10 protein-coding genes are annotated in these 15,205 nt (G+C 57.4%); 1 reads left to right on the forward strand and 9 read right to left on the reverse strand.

Features of this window, described 5'->3' with window-relative positions; translation table 11 throughout:
* Window positions 1–3: 3 nt before the first annotated feature.
* The 4 genes from thrS to HMPREF9166_RS03215 form a co-directional block, all read right to left on the reverse strand.
* Window positions 4–1,923: a threonine--tRNA ligase gene (gene thrS, locus HMPREF9166_RS03200; RefSeq protein ID WP_009442623.1), complete on the reverse strand. Its 1,920-nt coding sequence runs from the start codon at window positions 1,921–1,923 to the stop codon at window positions 4–6.
* A 144-nt stretch (window positions 1,924–2,067) separates the two neighbouring features.
* Complete coding sequence (locus HMPREF9166_RS03205; RefSeq protein ID WP_050749692.1) at window positions 2,068–2,424, reverse strand: LysM peptidoglycan-binding domain-containing protein; 357 nt, start codon at window positions 2,422–2,424, stop codon at window positions 2,068–2,070.
* A 190-nt stretch (window positions 2,425–2,614) separates the two neighbouring features.
* Window positions 2,615–6,922 carry a 2-hydroxyacyl-CoA dehydratase gene (locus tag HMPREF9166_RS03210; RefSeq protein WP_009442625.1) on the reverse strand — a complete coding sequence of 1,436 codons (4,308 nt, stop codon included), beginning with the start codon at window positions 6,920–6,922 and terminating at the stop codon, window positions 2,615–2,617.
* 126 nt (window positions 6,923–7,048) lie between these two features.
* The gene (locus tag HMPREF9166_RS03215; RefSeq protein WP_009442626.1) at window positions 7,049–8,659 is read right to left on the reverse strand and encodes an MBL fold metallo-hydrolase RNA specificity domain-containing protein; all 1,611 of its coding nucleotides are present in this window, start codon (window positions 8,657–8,659) and stop codon (window positions 7,049–7,051) included.
* A gap of 164 nt (window positions 8,660–8,823) precedes the next feature.
* Between HMPREF9166_RS03215 and HMPREF9166_RS03220 the strand changes: the two genes are divergently transcribed.
* A complete protein-coding gene (locus HMPREF9166_RS03220; RefSeq protein WP_039980911.1) occupies window positions 8,824–9,684 on the forward strand; it encodes an NAD(P)-dependent oxidoreductase in 861 nt (286 codons plus the stop codon).
* Between the two features lie 112 nt (window positions 9,685–9,796).
* Here the strand turns inward: HMPREF9166_RS03220 and rbr are convergent, their stop codons facing one another.
* The 5 genes from rbr to HMPREF9166_RS03245 form a co-directional block, all read right to left on the reverse strand.
* Window positions 9,797–10,330 (reverse strand): rubrerythrin, encoded by a 534-nt coding sequence (rbr, locus tag HMPREF9166_RS03225; RefSeq protein ID WP_039980914.1) that lies wholly within the window; start codon window positions 10,328–10,330, stop codon window positions 9,797–9,799.
* Window positions 10,331–10,436: 106 nt separating this feature from the next.
* A complete protein-coding gene (locus HMPREF9166_RS03230; RefSeq protein WP_175279246.1) occupies window positions 10,437–12,071 on the reverse strand; it encodes an FAD-dependent oxidoreductase in 1,635 nt (544 codons plus the stop codon).
* 83 nt (window positions 12,072–12,154) lie between these two features.
* Window positions 12,155–12,733: an alkyl hydroperoxide reductase subunit C gene (ahpC, locus tag HMPREF9166_RS03235; RefSeq protein ID WP_039980918.1), complete on the reverse strand. Its 579-nt coding sequence runs from the start codon at window positions 12,731–12,733 to the stop codon at window positions 12,155–12,157.
* 170 nt (window positions 12,734–12,903) lie between these two features.
* Window positions 12,904–13,431: a NapC/NirT family cytochrome c gene (locus tag HMPREF9166_RS03240; RefSeq protein WP_009442631.1), complete on the reverse strand. Its 528-nt coding sequence runs from the start codon at window positions 13,429–13,431 to the stop codon at window positions 12,904–12,906.
* 13 nt (window positions 13,432–13,444) lie between these two features.
* Window positions 13,445–15,184 (reverse strand): FAD-dependent oxidoreductase, encoded by a 1,740-nt coding sequence (locus HMPREF9166_RS03245; RefSeq protein ID WP_009442632.1) that lies wholly within the window; start codon window positions 15,182–15,184, stop codon window positions 13,445–13,447.
* Window positions 15,185–15,205 lie beyond the last annotated feature (21 nt).

Below are 15,205 nucleotides of genomic sequence, written 5' to 3' on the forward strand. Positions count from 1 at the left end.
CTGTCAATACTCCAGTGCACGCGTCGCAATTTTTTCCTGTACGAGCGCGATAAAGTCCGCGACAGGCAGGACTGTGCTGTCCTTCTCTCCATACTTGCGGAAGGCGACTGTGCCGCTCTCCATCTCCTGATCGCCGACCACCAGCGTGTACGGCGTCTTCTTGACCTGGCTCTCACGGATCTTGTAGCCCGTCTTTTCGTTGCGTGCATCCACCTCGACGCGGAGGCCAAGGTCGAACATCTTCTTATACAGTTCCTCCGCGTATGCGGCATGACGCTCCGTGATCGGCAGGATACGTACCTGCACGGGTGCCATCCATACGGGGAACGCACCTGCATAGTTCTCGATCAGGATGCCGATGAAACGCTCAATCGATCCGTAGACCACACGGTGCAGCATGACAGGGCGATGCTTTTCGCCGTCCTCGCCGACATAGGTGAGGTCAAACTTCTCGGGCAGACTCATATCGAGCTGGATCGTGCCGCACTGCCACGTACGTCCGATGGAGTCGCGCAGGTGGAAGTCGATCTTCGGACCGTAAAATGCGCCGTCTCCCTCGTTGACGACATAGTCCAGACCACGGTTGTCCAGTGCCTTCTGCAGGCCATTCGTCGCCATCTCCCACATCTCGTCCGTGCCCATCGAGTCCTCGGGGCGCGTCGAGAGCTCCGCCTTGTACGTCAGACCGAACGTGCGGTAGACCTCGTCGAAGAGGTCAATCGTGTGCTGGATCTCGCCCTCGATCTGATCGGGGGTCACAAAGAGATGCGCATCATCCTGCGTGAAGTTGCGGACGCGGAAGAGCCCATGCAGAGCACCCGAAAGCTCATGACGATGGACAAGTCCCAGCTCGGCAAGACGCAGCGGCAGGTCGCGATAGCTGTGCAGCTGGGAACGATAGACGAGCATGCAGCCGGGGCAGTTCATCGGCTTGATTGCGTAGTCCTCTTCGTCGATCTCCGTGGTATACATATTCTCGCGATAGTGGAACCAATGCCCCGAGGTCTCCCAGAGCTTACGGCTGAGGATCACAGGCGTGCTGATCTCCTGATAGCCGTAGCGGCGATGCACCTCGCGCCAATAGTCGAGCAGTGCGTTGCGCAGTGCCATGCCGTTTGGATGGAAGAATGGGAAGCCCGGTCCCTCCTCGTGCAGGCTGAAGAGATCCAGCTCTCTGCCGAGTTTTCGGTGGTCGCGCTTTGCCGCCTCCTCCAACATGTGCAGGTAGGCATCGAGTTCTTCCTGCTTCTCAAACGCCGTGCCATAGATGCGCTGCAGCATCTTATTCTTCTCACTGCCGCGCCAGTATGCACCTGCGACACTCTGCAGCTTAAATGCCTTGACCTTGCCGGTCGAGACGACATGGGGGCCTGCGCAGAGGTCGGTGAACTCGCCCTGCGTATAGAGGGAGATTACCTCGTCCTCCGGCAGATCCTCAATCAGCTCCACCTTATAGTTCTCCCCCTTCTCACGGAAGAGTGCAATCGCCTCTGCACGGGGAATCTCACGGCGGACAAGCGGCAGGTTCTCCTTGACGATCTTCTTCATTTCCTTTTCGATATCGCGAAGATCGGCATCCGTCAGCTGGTGCTCCATGTCGAAATCGTAGTAGAAGCCGTTCTCGATCGCAGGCCCGATCGCGAGCTGCACATGGCTCTCCGGATACAGGCGCTTCACTGCCTGCGCCATGACGTGCGCCGCCGTATGGCGCAGAGCGTGGCGGCCGCCCTCATCATCAAAGGTCAGCACGCGCAGTGCAGCATCCTTCGTGACCGGCGTCGTCAGATCGACGACCTTGCCGTCGAGGCTCGCCGCAAGTGCCTTTTTCGCCAAGGAGTTGCTCATGCCCTTGACGACGTCCAGTATGCTCGTTCCTGCCTCTGCCTCGCGAACGGAGCCATCCGGCAGTGTCAGCTTTATCATAAAATGCTCTCCCTTCCAAATATACAAAAGCCCTGTCCCTGTGGGATAGGAAATCCATCCTCTCGGGGACAAGGCGACGGGAAGCACCGTAATTTCGTGCTCCCATAAGTTTCCACCCTAATCGGTAAGGTCATTATAAGGCGGTCAATTCTCTGTGTCAAGGGATTTGTGTTCTGCCATCGCCTGCAGCTGCTCTGATGGGGCAATCACGGGGATGCGAAGATGTCTCCCCGCATGGATTGTGCCGTCGGGCGGCAGATCGTTCACCTCAATGATTGCTTCCTCAAGATCCTTTGCCGTGGATTCTTTTGCCGAGTAGGTCTGTGCAATCGACCAGACGCTCTCCCCATGTGCTACGGACACTTCAACAAAGTCCGCCGAGCGCAGATAGGGATTCGTCAGATGCAGGGCAGAAACTCCCATCCAGATGAGCGCGATTACGCCGAAGAGAAGTCCGACGCGCTTCTTATTCACTGTTCTGCGTGTTTTTCTGCGTCTCATATCCGTACCTCCGAACACTCATATCGCATATACATTCTTAAAACTTTTGTTCGTATATAAGATAACACAGAAAAGATGTTCGGTCAAGTATTTTCGAACGCATCTTTGCGAAAAATTTGTTCGCAGAACGAGTTTTTGTAAAAAAAAGAGATGCTGCACATCGTACAGTATCTCTTTGATAAACTCGGTACTATTTAGGCAAATTGACCGCCCGATCCATTTGCGCCTCAGGATGCTCCGCTCCCTGCGGGCGACGCTCCTTTGCCACGGCAAGCATCAGTTTCAGGCGATTGAGCTGGTTGACCTCACTCGAGCCCGCATCGCAGTCGATCGCCGTGATGTTTGCGCCGTGATACGCCTTACGCAGGTCGTGCATAACGCCCTTGCCCGTAATATGGTTCGGCAGACAGCCGAACGGCTGCAGGCAGACGACGTTGGGGACGCCCTCCTCGATGAGCTTGACCATCTCACCTGTGAGGAACCATCCCTCCCCCGCCATGTTGCCGAGGCTGACGTGGCGTGCTGCGAGTTCCGCCGTATGGTCGATAGACTGCGGCGGACGGAAGTGACGGCTCTCCTTCAGCGCCTTGCGCATTGGTGCGCGGAAGAACTCGATCACCTTGATAAACATACGTCCATAGAGACGATCCTTGTACGAGCCAGCGAGCAGCTTGTGCTGTGCGATCGGGTCGTAGGCGGAGTACAGAAAGAAGTCGACGAAGTCGGGCATCACGACCTCTGCCCCCTCCCCCATCAGTACCTTTTCGATGTCGTTGTTCGCGACGGGGTGGTACTTGACGAGGATTTCGCCGACGATGCCGACCTTTGGTTTCCACAAGGTCTCGTCGATGGGGATATGGTCAAAGTCACGCACAATGTCCTTCACCATGCGGCGGAACTTGAAGATGCTGCCGTGCAGCAGCTCCCCCTTTGCGCGCGCCATCCATTTCTCATACGCCGCCTGCGTACTCCCCTTGACCATTTCGTACGGCATCATGCGGTTGCGCACGTTCATCAGGAGATCGCCGTAGATCGCCGCTTTGATGGCGTCGACCATCATCTCGCGGTTGAATGCAAAGGAATCCGTCTCCTCGGGAAGACCGCGCACGGCAAAGACCGCAACGTTCGGGAAACCCGCATCACGCAGCGCCTTGCGCAGGACACCGAGGTAGTTGGTCGCACGGCAGGCACCGCAGGTCTGAAAGAGCGCAATGCTCGTGTGATCGGGATCGCACAGTCCCGCCTTCAGTGCGGCGAGGAGCTGTCCGATGACGACGATGGCAGGGTAGCACATATCATTGTGCACATAGCGCAGACCAAGGTCAATGGCTGCTTTGTCCGGCATCGGCGGAATGACGACGTTATAGCCGTGCTTTCTCATCGTCGTACGGAACAGATCAAAGTGAATCGGTGCCATCTGTGGGGCGAGAATCGTATGCGTCTTCCGGCAGTCCTCGGTAAAGCGCGGGCGCTCGATGACAGGCACGTCATGGTAGGCGGGCATCTCCCGCCGCGCGAGAGCCGCGATCAGCGAGCGCAGACGAATGCGCGCTGCGCCGAGGTTTGACACCTCATCGAGCTTGATCATCGTGTAAATGCGCTCATGCGACTCGAGGATCTCGCGTACCTCTGTCGTCGTGAGTGCATCGAGACCGCAGCCGAAGGAACTCAGCTGGATCAGCGTAACATTCGGATGCTCCGCAACGAACTGTGCCGCATGATAAAGACGTGCATGATAACTCCACTGATTGACGACCTGCAGACGCCGTTTGCTGACCGGCATGTGGTATACTGCATCCTCGGAGAGAATCGGCAGCTTATAGGACTGGATCATCTCGGGGATGCCGTGATTGATCTCGGGATCAATATGATAGGGACGACCCGCTAACAGGATGGCGTGCTCGCCCGTCTTTTCAATACGGTCGAGGATCTTCTGCCCATAGTCACGGACATCCTGACGATACTGCTCAACCTCGGCATAGCCGGCATCAACTGCCGCGGTAATCTCCGCCCTGCCAATGCCCTCGGCTGTTCCAAACTCCTCCACCAACCGCTCGATCATGCGCTTGCGGTCATTGATGGGCAGGAACGGCTGCAGGAAGCGGATGTTCTTCTCACGCAGGACATCCATGTTGATGCGGATGTTCTCCGCATAGGATGCGACAATCGGACAGTTATAGTTGTTCGCCGACGAGTCGGTCTTGTCCTCCATGTTGTGCGGTTCGCACGGATAGAAGATCGTATCGACGCCCTTTTCGATGAGGTCGGCAATATGCCCGTGGGCAAGCTTTGCCGGGTAGCAGAGGGAATCCGACGGAACGGTCGCCATACCCTTATAGAACAGCTGAGGAGAGGACTTTCCTGAAAGAACGACGCCGTAACCAAGCCGATCAAAGAAGGTAAACCAGAACGGATAGTCCTCGTACATATTGAGCGTGCGCGGGATGCCGATGCGGCCGCGGCGCGGCTCATCCGGCGACTTATAGTGCTTGAAGAGACGGCGATACTTGAACTTGTAGATGTTCGGCGTCTCATCCGCTGCCTTCTCACCGCCGATGCCGCGCTCGCAGCGGTTGCCCGTAAAGTAACGCTCCCCATTGGGGAACTGCTGCATCGTGATGAGGCACTTGTTGCCGCATTTTCCGCAGCGGTAGGTGCTCGTCTTGGAGGAAAACGCGCCCAGCTCCTCCGCGCCCAGCAGAGAGGAGTGCTCCGTCCCCGCCTCCATCGCAAGGATCGCCGCGCCGTATGCGCCCATCAGCCCTGCGATGTCAGGACGGATAACGTGCTTGCCGAGCAGGTTCTCGATGGAGCGCAGGACGGCATCGTTGTAGAACGTCCCGCCCTGCACGACAATGTGGTCGCCGAGGGCATGAACATCCTTCAGCTGCATGACCTTAAAGAGAGCATTCTTCACGACAGAAAGAGCAATGCCCGCCGAGATGTCGGCGACCTCCGCCCCCTCCTTCTGCGCCTGCTTGACCTTGGAATTCATAAAGACGGTACAGCGCGTGCCGAGGTCAACGGGTGCCTTTGCGTCGATCGCCTTGGCGGCGAACTCCGCCGGCGTCATGTGCAGCCCCTCGGCAAAGTTCTGGATGAAGGATCCGCAGCCTGCCGAACACGCCTCGTTGAGCGTGATGTTGCCGACGCTGCCGTTCTGGACGAAGAAGCATTTCATATCCTGTCCGCCGATGTCGAGCACAAAGCTCACCTCAGGGCAGAACTCCTGTGCAGCGCGCAGGTGGGCGAAGGTCTCCACCTCACCGCCGTCCGCATGAAGTGCCGCCTTGACAATCGCCTCGCCGTAGCCTGTCGTCACAGCGCCTGCGATGTGACAGCCCGTGGGCATCACATCATAGAAGTCCCGCAGTGCCTCGATGACCGAGCACAGCGGCGAACCCTGATTGCTGCCGTAATAGGTGTGAAGCAGCTCCTTGTCTTTTCCGATGGCGACGAGCTTCGTCGTCGTCGATCCTGCATCGATGCCGATCCAGACCGGACCGCAATAGGATGAAAGCTCGCCGCGCCGCACGCGATCCCGATCATGCCGCTCCTTGAACGCGGCATAATCCGCTGCATCCTTAAAGAGCACAAAGTCCGCCGTGCGCGTTTCCGCTGCCGCAGCTGCCTCCGCACGCGCAATGCACGCCTCCATCTCCCGCATATCGGTTGCCTTGGCATCATCGGAGAGCGCCGCGCCAACCGCGACGAAATAATTGCCATAATCCACATTGACGACGTGTTCCTCGTCAAGCTTCAACGTCTCGATAAAGCGTCGTTTCAGTTCCGGGAGAAAGTGAAGCGGTCCGCCAAGAAAGGCGACCTTGCCCTCAATGGGACGCCCCTGTGCGAGGTTGCCGATGGTCTGATTGACCACCGCCTGAAAGATCGAAAGCGCAATGTCCGCCTTCTCCGCACCGTCGTTCATGAGTGCCTGAACATCCGTCTTGGCAAAGACGCCGCAGCGCGAGGCGATTGCATAGATGCGCTTTCCCTTTTCGGCAAGTGCATTCAGCCCGATTGGATCCGTTGAGAGCAGGGATGCCATGTGATCGATAAAGGAGCCCGTCCCCCCTGCACAGACACCGTTCATACGCTGTTCCGGCGCATCGCCGAAGTACGTGATCTTGGCGTCCTCACCGCCGAGCTCGACGGCTGTCGAAGTAGCAGGAATGAGCCGCCGCACTGCCGAGGCGCACGCAACAACCTCCTGCACAAAGGGCAGGCCGATGCGCTGTGCAATGCCCATGCCTGCCGACCCCGTCAGAGCAAACGAGAACTTCGACTCACCGACGACATCGCGCAGCTGGCTCAGGTTCTCCTGCAGCGCCTTGCCGATCTCTGAGAAATGCCGCGCGTAATTCTTATAGAGAATTTCGTGCTGTTCCCCCATAACGACCAGCTTGATGGTCGTCGAGCCGACATCTACACCGACGCGAAATGGTAATTCCACTATTACACCACCCATCATTTTCCATAGGAAAACGAGGGACATGTCCCTCTTTCCTTCATTCTGTATTAAATAGGAAAGCCCTTCTCAAGGCTTCCCTATTTTAACGTATTTCATAAAGAGATGCAAGCACAGACATCACAGCTCACGGCATTCTGCCGCGCTGTCCCGTCAGATGTTGTACGGAGCGATGAGTTTCTTGAAGTAGGTGCGCGCCTTCAGGAGGGCGCGGATGAGCGGCTCCATCAGTTTCGGCTGTCGTACGACGGCACGGATGAGCGACTTGCGCAGAAGACGATACTCGGCGTCGAAGTCGCGCAGCGCATCCTCCATCTCCGCTTCGATGGAGACGGCGGGACTGTTCGACGGGATCAGAACGGCACTCCGCCCCTGAATCGTTACAAGATCGCCGAGGAACGGCGCGTAGACTTCGAGCCCGAGTTCCTCCTGGATGCGCTCCTTCAGAGCCTCCTGTGCCTGCCCTTCGCCGTGTACCAGAAATACCTTTGCAGGACGCGGTGCGGTGACTGCACGCATCCACTCCACGGTCTGCGCTGCATCCGCATGGGCGGAGAACCCGTCGAGTACCTCGATCTTTGCCTTGACGGCGATTTCCTCGCCGAGGACGCGCACGCGCTTGATGCCGTCCACCAGCCGCCGCCCAAGACTCCCCTCCGCCTGGTAACCGACGAAGAGCACCGTCGACTCCGGCCGCCAGAGGTTATGCTTCAGGTGATGGAGCACGCGCCCCGCGTCCGCCATCCCCGAGGCGGAGAGGATGATCGCCGAGCCCTCTGCCGAGTTGAGTGCTCGCGACTCTGCCGCCGTCTCAGCGATACGTACCTGCGGAAACGCCGGAATCATGCCTTCATGCCCAAAGAACGCAATCGTCTCCTCGTCAAACTCCTCATAGTTTTTGAGAAAGACGCGCGTCGCCTGAATCGCAAGAGGACTGTCGATGATGATCGGGATGTCGTCATCGAGACGCCCCTCCTTCCACAGATTGTAGAAATAATAAAGGAGCGTCTGTGTCCGCCCAACGGCAAAGGAAGGAATGATAACATTGCCGCCGCGGTCCATCGTATCGCGGATGACCTCGAGCAGAGCCGTCTCCTTGTCATAGTCGCGATGAATACGATCGCCATAGGTGGACTCGACAATGAGGAAGTCCGCCCCCACAATTGGCTCCGGGTCGCGCAGGATCGGCTGATGCGGCTGTCCAAGATCGCCCGAAAAAACCAGTTTGGACTCCTGCATCCCCTCGCGCACCACGATCTCAAGGATCGCCGAGCCGAGAATATGCCCCGCATCACGGAATGTCACAGAAACAGGCCCCAGATCCACCGTCCCTTGATAGGGTACAGGCGTAAAGTGCTCCAATGCAGCAAAGACATCTGCCTGTGTATAGAGCGGCGTAATCGGCGCCTCGCTGCGTCGTGCGTTCTTGCGGTTCAGCATCTCCGCATCGCTCTCCTGGATATGTGCCGAGTCCGGCAGCATGATGTGCACGAGGTCACAGGTAGCACGCGTGGCGTAGACTCTGCCCACAAAGCCCTCACGAACGAGGCGCGGAATCCGCCCGCAGTGATCGATGTGCGCGTGGGTCAGAAAGACCGCATCGATCTCAGCAGGGTTGAACGGGAATGGCTCATAGTTCATCTCGCGCAGCCGCCGCGTGCCCTGATACATACCGCAGTCCACCAGATACTTATGGTCACCCGTATGGATCAGAAAGCACGAGCCCGTAACGACATGTGCTGCCCCTAAAAATTCCAATCGCATCCGTCATCCGTCCTTCCTACTGTAATTCAAATCTGAACGTTCCTATTCTTTATGTATAAGATTCGGAATCCATTGAAAAAATCCTGCAATGATCCGTGATTCCCTTGATTTTTTGCTTTATCCTGCTACACTGAAGGTATATGAAGGAGAATGGAGGAAATGATATGAAAAAAATTGGATTCATCGGCCTCGGCATCATGGGCGCAGCGATGGCAGGACATCTCATCGATGCAGGCTATGAGCTCAGCGTCTACAACCGCACGAAAAGCAAGGCGGAACCGCTTCTTGCGCGCGGCGCACGTTACTGCGAAAGTCCGGGCAAGTGCGCGGCGGGGCAGGATGCCGTCATCACCATCGTCGGCTATCCAAAGGATGTGGAGGAGATCTATCTTGGCACGGACGGCATTCTCGCAAACCTTTCCGCAGGCACATACACTGCCGATATGACGACTTCCTCTCCCTCGCTCGCCGTCCGCATCTATGAGGAGGCGAAGAAACGCGGCATCCACGCCCTTGATGCTCCTGTCACGGGAGGAGATATGGGGGCGCGAAACGCCACGCTGAACATTCTGGTCGGCGGCAACGAGGCCGCATTCCGCGCCATGCGGCCCATCTTTGCCGCGATGGGCAAAAATATCGTCTATGAGGGTGCTGCTGGCGCGGGACAAAAGACGAAGGCAGCGAATCAGATTGCCATTGCGGGGACGCTCGCAGGCGCCTGTGAGGCATTTGCCTATGCGCGTGCTGCAGGACTTGATCCTGAGAAGGTGTTTTCCTCCATCTCAGGCGGTGCGGCCGCGAGCTTTCAGATGAGCAACATGATCCGCAAAGCACTTGATGGAGACTTTGCTCCCGGGTTCATGATCAAGCATTTCGTTAAGGATATGAACATCGGTGCTGAGACGAGCCGGGAATACGGCATCGACCTCCCCGTACTCGAGCAGGTCCTGCGTGAGGCGCGCTCCCTGGAGGAGAGCGGCAGTGGTACAGAGGGAACACAGAGTCTGCTGAAATACTATGAATAACGAAACATCTGGCTGATTTAGCATATCGTTTTATTGCTATTTCCTAATAACAGCAAAAAGCCCCGCCAAACGGCGAGGCTTTTTAGTATTCCGCTGCCAAAGCAGCGCTTCCTTAGTAGTTACGAACAAGCTGCTGGAAGAACGACTGCGGATGCTCGCAGACCGGGCACTTTGCCGGTGCCTGCGGGCTCTCGCAGACATAGCCGCAGTTCAGGCACTGCCAGATGATCTTCTCATCGCGGCGGAACACCTTGCCCTCCTCCACATTCGAGAGGAGGATCTTATAGCGCTCGTCATGCTCCTTCTCAATCTTGCCAACTGCGTCGAAGAGACGGGCAATCTTATCGAAGCCCTCTTCGCGCGCCACACGGGCAAACTCGGGGTACATGCTCGTCCACTCGCCATGCTCGCCGGCAGCGGCGTCGGCAAGATTTTCCTTTGTGTCGCCGACACCATGCACGAGCTTGAACCAGATCTTAGCATGCGCCTTCTCGTTGCGCGCCGTCTCGTTAAAGATGTCCGAGATCTGCTGATAGCCATCCTTCTGCGCCTGCGAAGCGTAGTAGAGGTACTTCGTATGTGCCTGCGACTCACCCGCAAATGCTGCCCAGAGATTCTTTTCCGTCTGTGACCCCTTCAGTTCCATCATGTTTCTCCTTCCACAAATACACAATACACATATATTACATCTATCAAAAGTGCCGTTCTGCGCCCTGCTCAGAGGCGCAGCATATTAGGGAATCACTGATTCCTTAGGCACGACTGACCAAAATATCGGCAATCTCATCGATATGCTTCCTGCCGAAGAAAACCTCCTCCCCTACGATAACGCAGGGAACACTCATGACATTATACTTTTTCTTCAGGTCAGGGAAATAGCGAATGTCATAAATATCGGCACGCACATCCGCACGCTCCGCCGCAATGCGCTGCACAGCAGTGACCACATCAGGACACATCGTGCAGGAGAGGGACATGAGTACCTTGACATCGGCGGGTGCTGCGATCTGTGCAATCTTCTCGCGCGTATCAGCGCGAAGTTCCTGTCCCGGCCCTGCGACATTGTAGAGCGCGAGGATAAATGAGTTGAACTCATGGCCGCCCGGAACGGCGTGGTAGACGATCCCGCTCGGCGTACCGTCCGCGTACAGGATGGCGATCCCCGGCTCTTCATCGGAGCCTATCGGGATCTCCGTGCAGCTCACCTTGGGCGACAGCTTCGCGAACTCATCCATAAAGCCGCGCAGCTCGGCCGAAAGTGCGCCGCTATCAAAACGACCGACCAAGCGAACCGTGGAGGCAAATTTATCAAAGACAGGCAGCAGCTGCTCGCGCAGCTCCTCGGAGATGAAACCTTCCTCCTCATCACCGACAGCCGACTTCTTCTCGATGGAGGCCTTGCGCTGCTCAAAACGCTTCGAATCCACACCGGAGCGCGGAAACGAGGGCAGTTTCAGGCGGTCATGGACCGCTGCCGCGTGACGCTCCGCCGAGACGGCACTGACAGCACCGTCAGAGACCGCCGTCACCACCTGACGCAGAGACTTGATGCAGACATCGCCGGCGGCAAAGACGCCCTTGATATTCGTCTCCTTGTCCTCGTTCGTGATGATGTAGTTTTGCTCATTGAGATCGATCCGTCCACGAAACAGCTCCGTATTCGGTACGTAGCCGGCAAAGACAAAGACGCCAAAGGTCTCGCCCTCTTCCGCCATGTGATGCTCGACTTCACCTGTCGCATTGTTGCGAAAATCTGCATAGGAGATCATTGCATCGCCGCCGACACGCTCCACCACGGTATTGAAACGCACGCTGATGTTCTCGTAATCCGCGAGCGCATCCACTGTCGTCTGCGGTGCTCGGAATTTATCGCCGCGTACAAGAATCGTGACCGAACGCCCGTAACGGGACAGAAAGATGCTCTCCTCGACGGCGGAAAGACCGCCGCCGATAACGAAGATATCCATCCCCGTGAAGAACTCTGCGTCGCAGGTCGCACAGTAGGCGACGCCGCGCCCACGGAACTCCTCCTCACCGGAAAAGCCAATCCGGCGCGGATTCGCGCCCGTTGCGAGAATCACGCTCAATGCCTGTACGGCACCGGCGGTCGTCTCTATTTCCTTGATGTCCTGATCCAGCTTCAGTCCCGTGACCTCGGCACTGACGAACTCCGCCCCGAAGCCGCGCGCCTGATGTTCCATCTGCGCTGCAAGCTCGGTGCCGCTCACACGTCCTGTCCCGGGATAGTTGACCACGTCGGCAGTGATGGTGATCTGCCCGCCGATCTTCTCCTTTTCGATGACAAGCACCTTGCACTTCGCGCGCGCCAGATAGATTGCGGCAGACAGTCCTGCGGGACCGCCGCCGACAATCACGGCATCATACATATTTTCCACAAAACCGCCTCTTTTCCATCTCATAGGAAAAAGCACCTCACGAGCGCTCTCGCGAAGTGCCCCACTCCATACGCTTAGAGTTTGCCAACAAGATCAAAGCTGGGCTTTAGCGTCTTTTCACCCGGCTTCCAACGTGCGGGGCAGACCTCATCGCCATGCTCTGCGACGAACTGCAGTGCCTGCACCTTGCGCAGGAGCTCCTTCGCGTTGCGTCCGACGTTGCCCGCACTTACCTCATAGGAGACGATCTTGCCCTCGGGGTTCACGACAAACGTGCCGCGCTCAGCGCGCCCGTCATCCTCGATGTAGACGTCGAAGTCGCGTGCAAGCTTTGCCGTCGGGTCAGCGAGCATCGGATAGGTGATCTTGCCGACGAGCTCGGAGCTCTCATGCCATGCCTTGTGGACGAAGTGGGAGTCGCAGGAGACACCGAAGATCTCGCAGCCGAGCTTCTGGAACGCTGCATACTCGTCCTGCAGATCCGCAAGCTCCGTCGGGCAGACAAACGTGAAGTCTGCGGGATAGAAGAAGAACACGCTCCACTTGCCCTTGAGATCCGCCTTTGTGTACTGCGTGAACTCGCCCTGTGCGCCTGCCTTCTTCTGGAAAGCATCTGCTTTAAAATCGCTGATTTCCTTGTTAATGAGTGACATGAATATCCTCCTTTGTTGATGGAAATGGCCGTCTATCATTTGCACGACCATCGTTGTTCTTTTGATGGTCACATCATAGCACGGAAGATTTTCCATGTCAATAGAAATTTATACTTTTTAATAATTATTTTTGTTTACATGGATATTGTCAAGGTACTTTGCCTTCTCCCCTATTTCTCCCAACTGGAATCCAGTTTCCAGCTCACAGGATGACAGGCCGTACATTTCTTTGCCGACTGCGGATGATGCATTGAATGGCAGTCCGCACAGTTCTGCGGATTCTCATTGCCCGCCAGATGCACGGGGTCGTGCGGATTTTCCTTGCCATACTGCGCCGTCGCCTGTTTGATCCCCTCAAAGGTGTGGCAGGAGAGACACTGCTCATTCGTATAGCCGTACTTCGGCATGGGGTCCTCATAGTTCCCCGTTACGAAGAGCCAGCCCTCATTCATCTGCTGGAGCAGCGTCGGCTCATGACAGTCGTGACAGGTTACGCCTGCATCTGCGTGCTGCTTTGCGAGCAGATTCCCCTGCGCATAGCTGTCATACTCGGGCCGCATATTGTGACAGCTCACGCAGAACGCAGGGTTTGCACTGACCCGGGAAAGGATGGCGAGTCCGCCGAAGCCGCACGCTGCGAGTACGATCACGAGCACCAATAGGGTACGCGGCTCTTTGAATTTCTGAAACATCTTCATTGTCCCGCCTTTCTCAGAGCTGCGCCGCAACGTTGCCGACAAGCCGCCCATAGACGAGCGCAAAGGCATGGCTGACGCCTGCCGTCACAACGGGGTAGTCTCCCACAAAGCGTCCGCCCTGCGTATTTCCGGCCGCATACAGTCCTGGGATGCCGTGGTACTCTGCATCCAGTACGTTGCCGTCCTCGGGGTTCACCGTCAGTCCACCCATATTGACCAAGAGAGCCCCGCCAAGCATCTTGCCCGCATAGAACGGCGGCTTCTCAAGGGGAAAGAGGCGCTTCGCGGCCTTACCGAAATCCCGGTCCTGATGCGCATTGGCAAGCTCGTTATAGCGTGCGATCTCCGCCAGTATCGTACGCTGTACGGCAGGGCGGTCCGGCGCGAGTGCCGCCGCGAGTTCCTCGATGCTGCCCGCCTTGATGAGTCCCGGCGTCTTATCCAGATCCTCGCGCGAGGTATAGGACGTCCGTCCGAGCGACCACTGGCAGTCCGGCGGGAGTTTCGGGTTCTCGGCGGCAGAGACGCAGTGGTTTACGCTCCCGTGGGAAACGCCCATCGCGCCCAGCTGCTCCGGCCAGTTGTCATCGAAGATCTGCCATGCGTAGCTGCCGCGCTGACGATAAATGGCGCAGGAGAGCTGCTGGCCGCCAATGTCCTCGTTGACGAACCGCTGTCCGTCGTCGTTGAGCAGGAGATAGGCATCGACACCGAGCGGACCGCCGAGCGTATGGATCATCGGCGCGTGAGGACCGTCCTCGATCTTGCCGCCGACCCATGCCGCCATCCGATGCCCATCGCCCGTATTCGTCGGCGTATCCCATGCGTCGCGATTTGGGAATACGTTCAGATAATCGACTGCCCATGGAACAAAATACGACATCATCTCCTTGTTGTTGCCGTAGTCCCCTGTCGCCAGAATCACGGCCTTGCGTGCCGTACACTGGACGATCTTCCCGTGAATGTCCTCGCCGATCACTGTCGTCACACGTCCGCCGTCCTCCTCACGGACGAGCTTCTTGGCACGCGTTGCATAGATGAACTTGCAGCCCTGCGCGAGGCATTTCTCATAGACCAGCGTCAGCAGCGGCTCCTGACTCGGCAGGAGCGTCATGACGGTCGGATAGGTTGGGCTATTCTCCTCGCTGCGATTGTACCCCGACGGGAGCGGATAGTGCATCATCTGCAGGTTGATCTTCGTGCGGTCGAGCTCTGTATCCGTCTCCTTCATCACGTGGACGGCAGGCGCGAGGTCGAGCATCCAGTCAAAGTCCTCGCCGCTGTGCTCCGCCCAATAGTTCCACATGCGCTGATCAGCACGGTAGCCCATCTGCTTCATATTTTCGAGGATGGCGGCATTCTTGTCAAAGCTGATGCCCAACTCCCGCTGATAACGGTTGCCGATCGTGCCGAACTGTCCGCTGCGGCACTGCCATGTGCTCGCGCGTTCCATGACGAGGACGGATGCTCCGTGCTCCGATGCTGCGCGCGCCGCCGTCAGGCCTGCAAGTCCTGCGCCGACGATGACGATGTCCGCACTGTACGTATCGCTGATTTTCTCCGCCGGGATCTCCGGTGCTGTTCCGAGCCATGCGGGCGGCGGTGCTCCTTCCGGTGCCTTGGGCGGGATGAGGTGATCGTTGGGATTCGCGGCGCAGCCCGTCAGCAGTGTCGGCGCGGCGACGAGTCCTCCCAACGCAAGTGCGCTCCCTTTGAGAAAGTTTCTGCGGCTCAGTTCCGCGTTCTCTTTCATACGATCTGCTCCCTTCTATGG

Origin of the sequence: Selenomonas sp. oral taxon 149 str. 67H29BP (assembly GCF_000146365.1) — a bacterium.
Classification (GTDB): Bacteria; Bacillota; Negativicutes; order Selenomonadales; family Selenomonadaceae; genus Centipeda; species Centipeda felix.

Excerpts from the sequence above, each read along its gene's own strand:
- thrS (WP_009442623.1), bottom strand. The coding sequence starts at position 1,923 with ATGATAAAGCTGACACTGCCGGATGGCTCCGTTCGCGAGGCAGAGGCA.
- HMPREF9166_RS03205 (WP_050749692.1), bottom strand. The coding sequence starts at position 2,424 with ATGAGACGCAGAAAAACACGCAGAACAGTGAATAAGAAGCGCGTCGGA.
- HMPREF9166_RS03210 (WP_009442625.1), bottom strand. The coding sequence starts at position 6,922 with ATGTCCCTCGTTTTCCTATGGAAAATGATGGGTGGTGTAATAGTGGAA.
- HMPREF9166_RS03215 (WP_009442626.1), bottom strand. The coding sequence starts at position 8,659 with ATGCGATTGGAATTTTTAGGGGCAGCACATGTCGTTACGGGCTCGTGC.
- HMPREF9166_RS03220 (WP_039980911.1), top strand. The coding sequence starts at position 8,824 with ATGAAAAAAATTGGATTCATCGGCCTCGGCATCATGGGCGCAGCGATG.
- rbr (WP_039980914.1), bottom strand. The coding sequence starts at position 10,330 with ATGGAACTGAAGGGGTCACAGACGGAAAAGAATCTCTGGGCAGCATTT.
- HMPREF9166_RS03230 (WP_175279246.1), bottom strand. The coding sequence starts at position 12,071 with ATGTATGATGCCGTGATTGTCGGCGGCGGTCCCGCAGGACTGTCTGCC.
- ahpC (WP_039980918.1), bottom strand. The coding sequence starts at position 12,733 with ATGTCACTCATTAACAAGGAAATCAGCGATTTTAAAGCAGATGCTTTC.
- HMPREF9166_RS03240 (WP_009442631.1), bottom strand. The coding sequence starts at position 13,431 with ATGAAGATGTTTCAGAAATTCAAAGAGCCGCGTACCCTATTGGTGCTC.
- HMPREF9166_RS03245 (WP_009442632.1), bottom strand. The coding sequence starts at position 15,184 with ATGAAAGAGAACGCGGAACTGAGCCGCAGAAACTTTCTCAAAGGGAGC.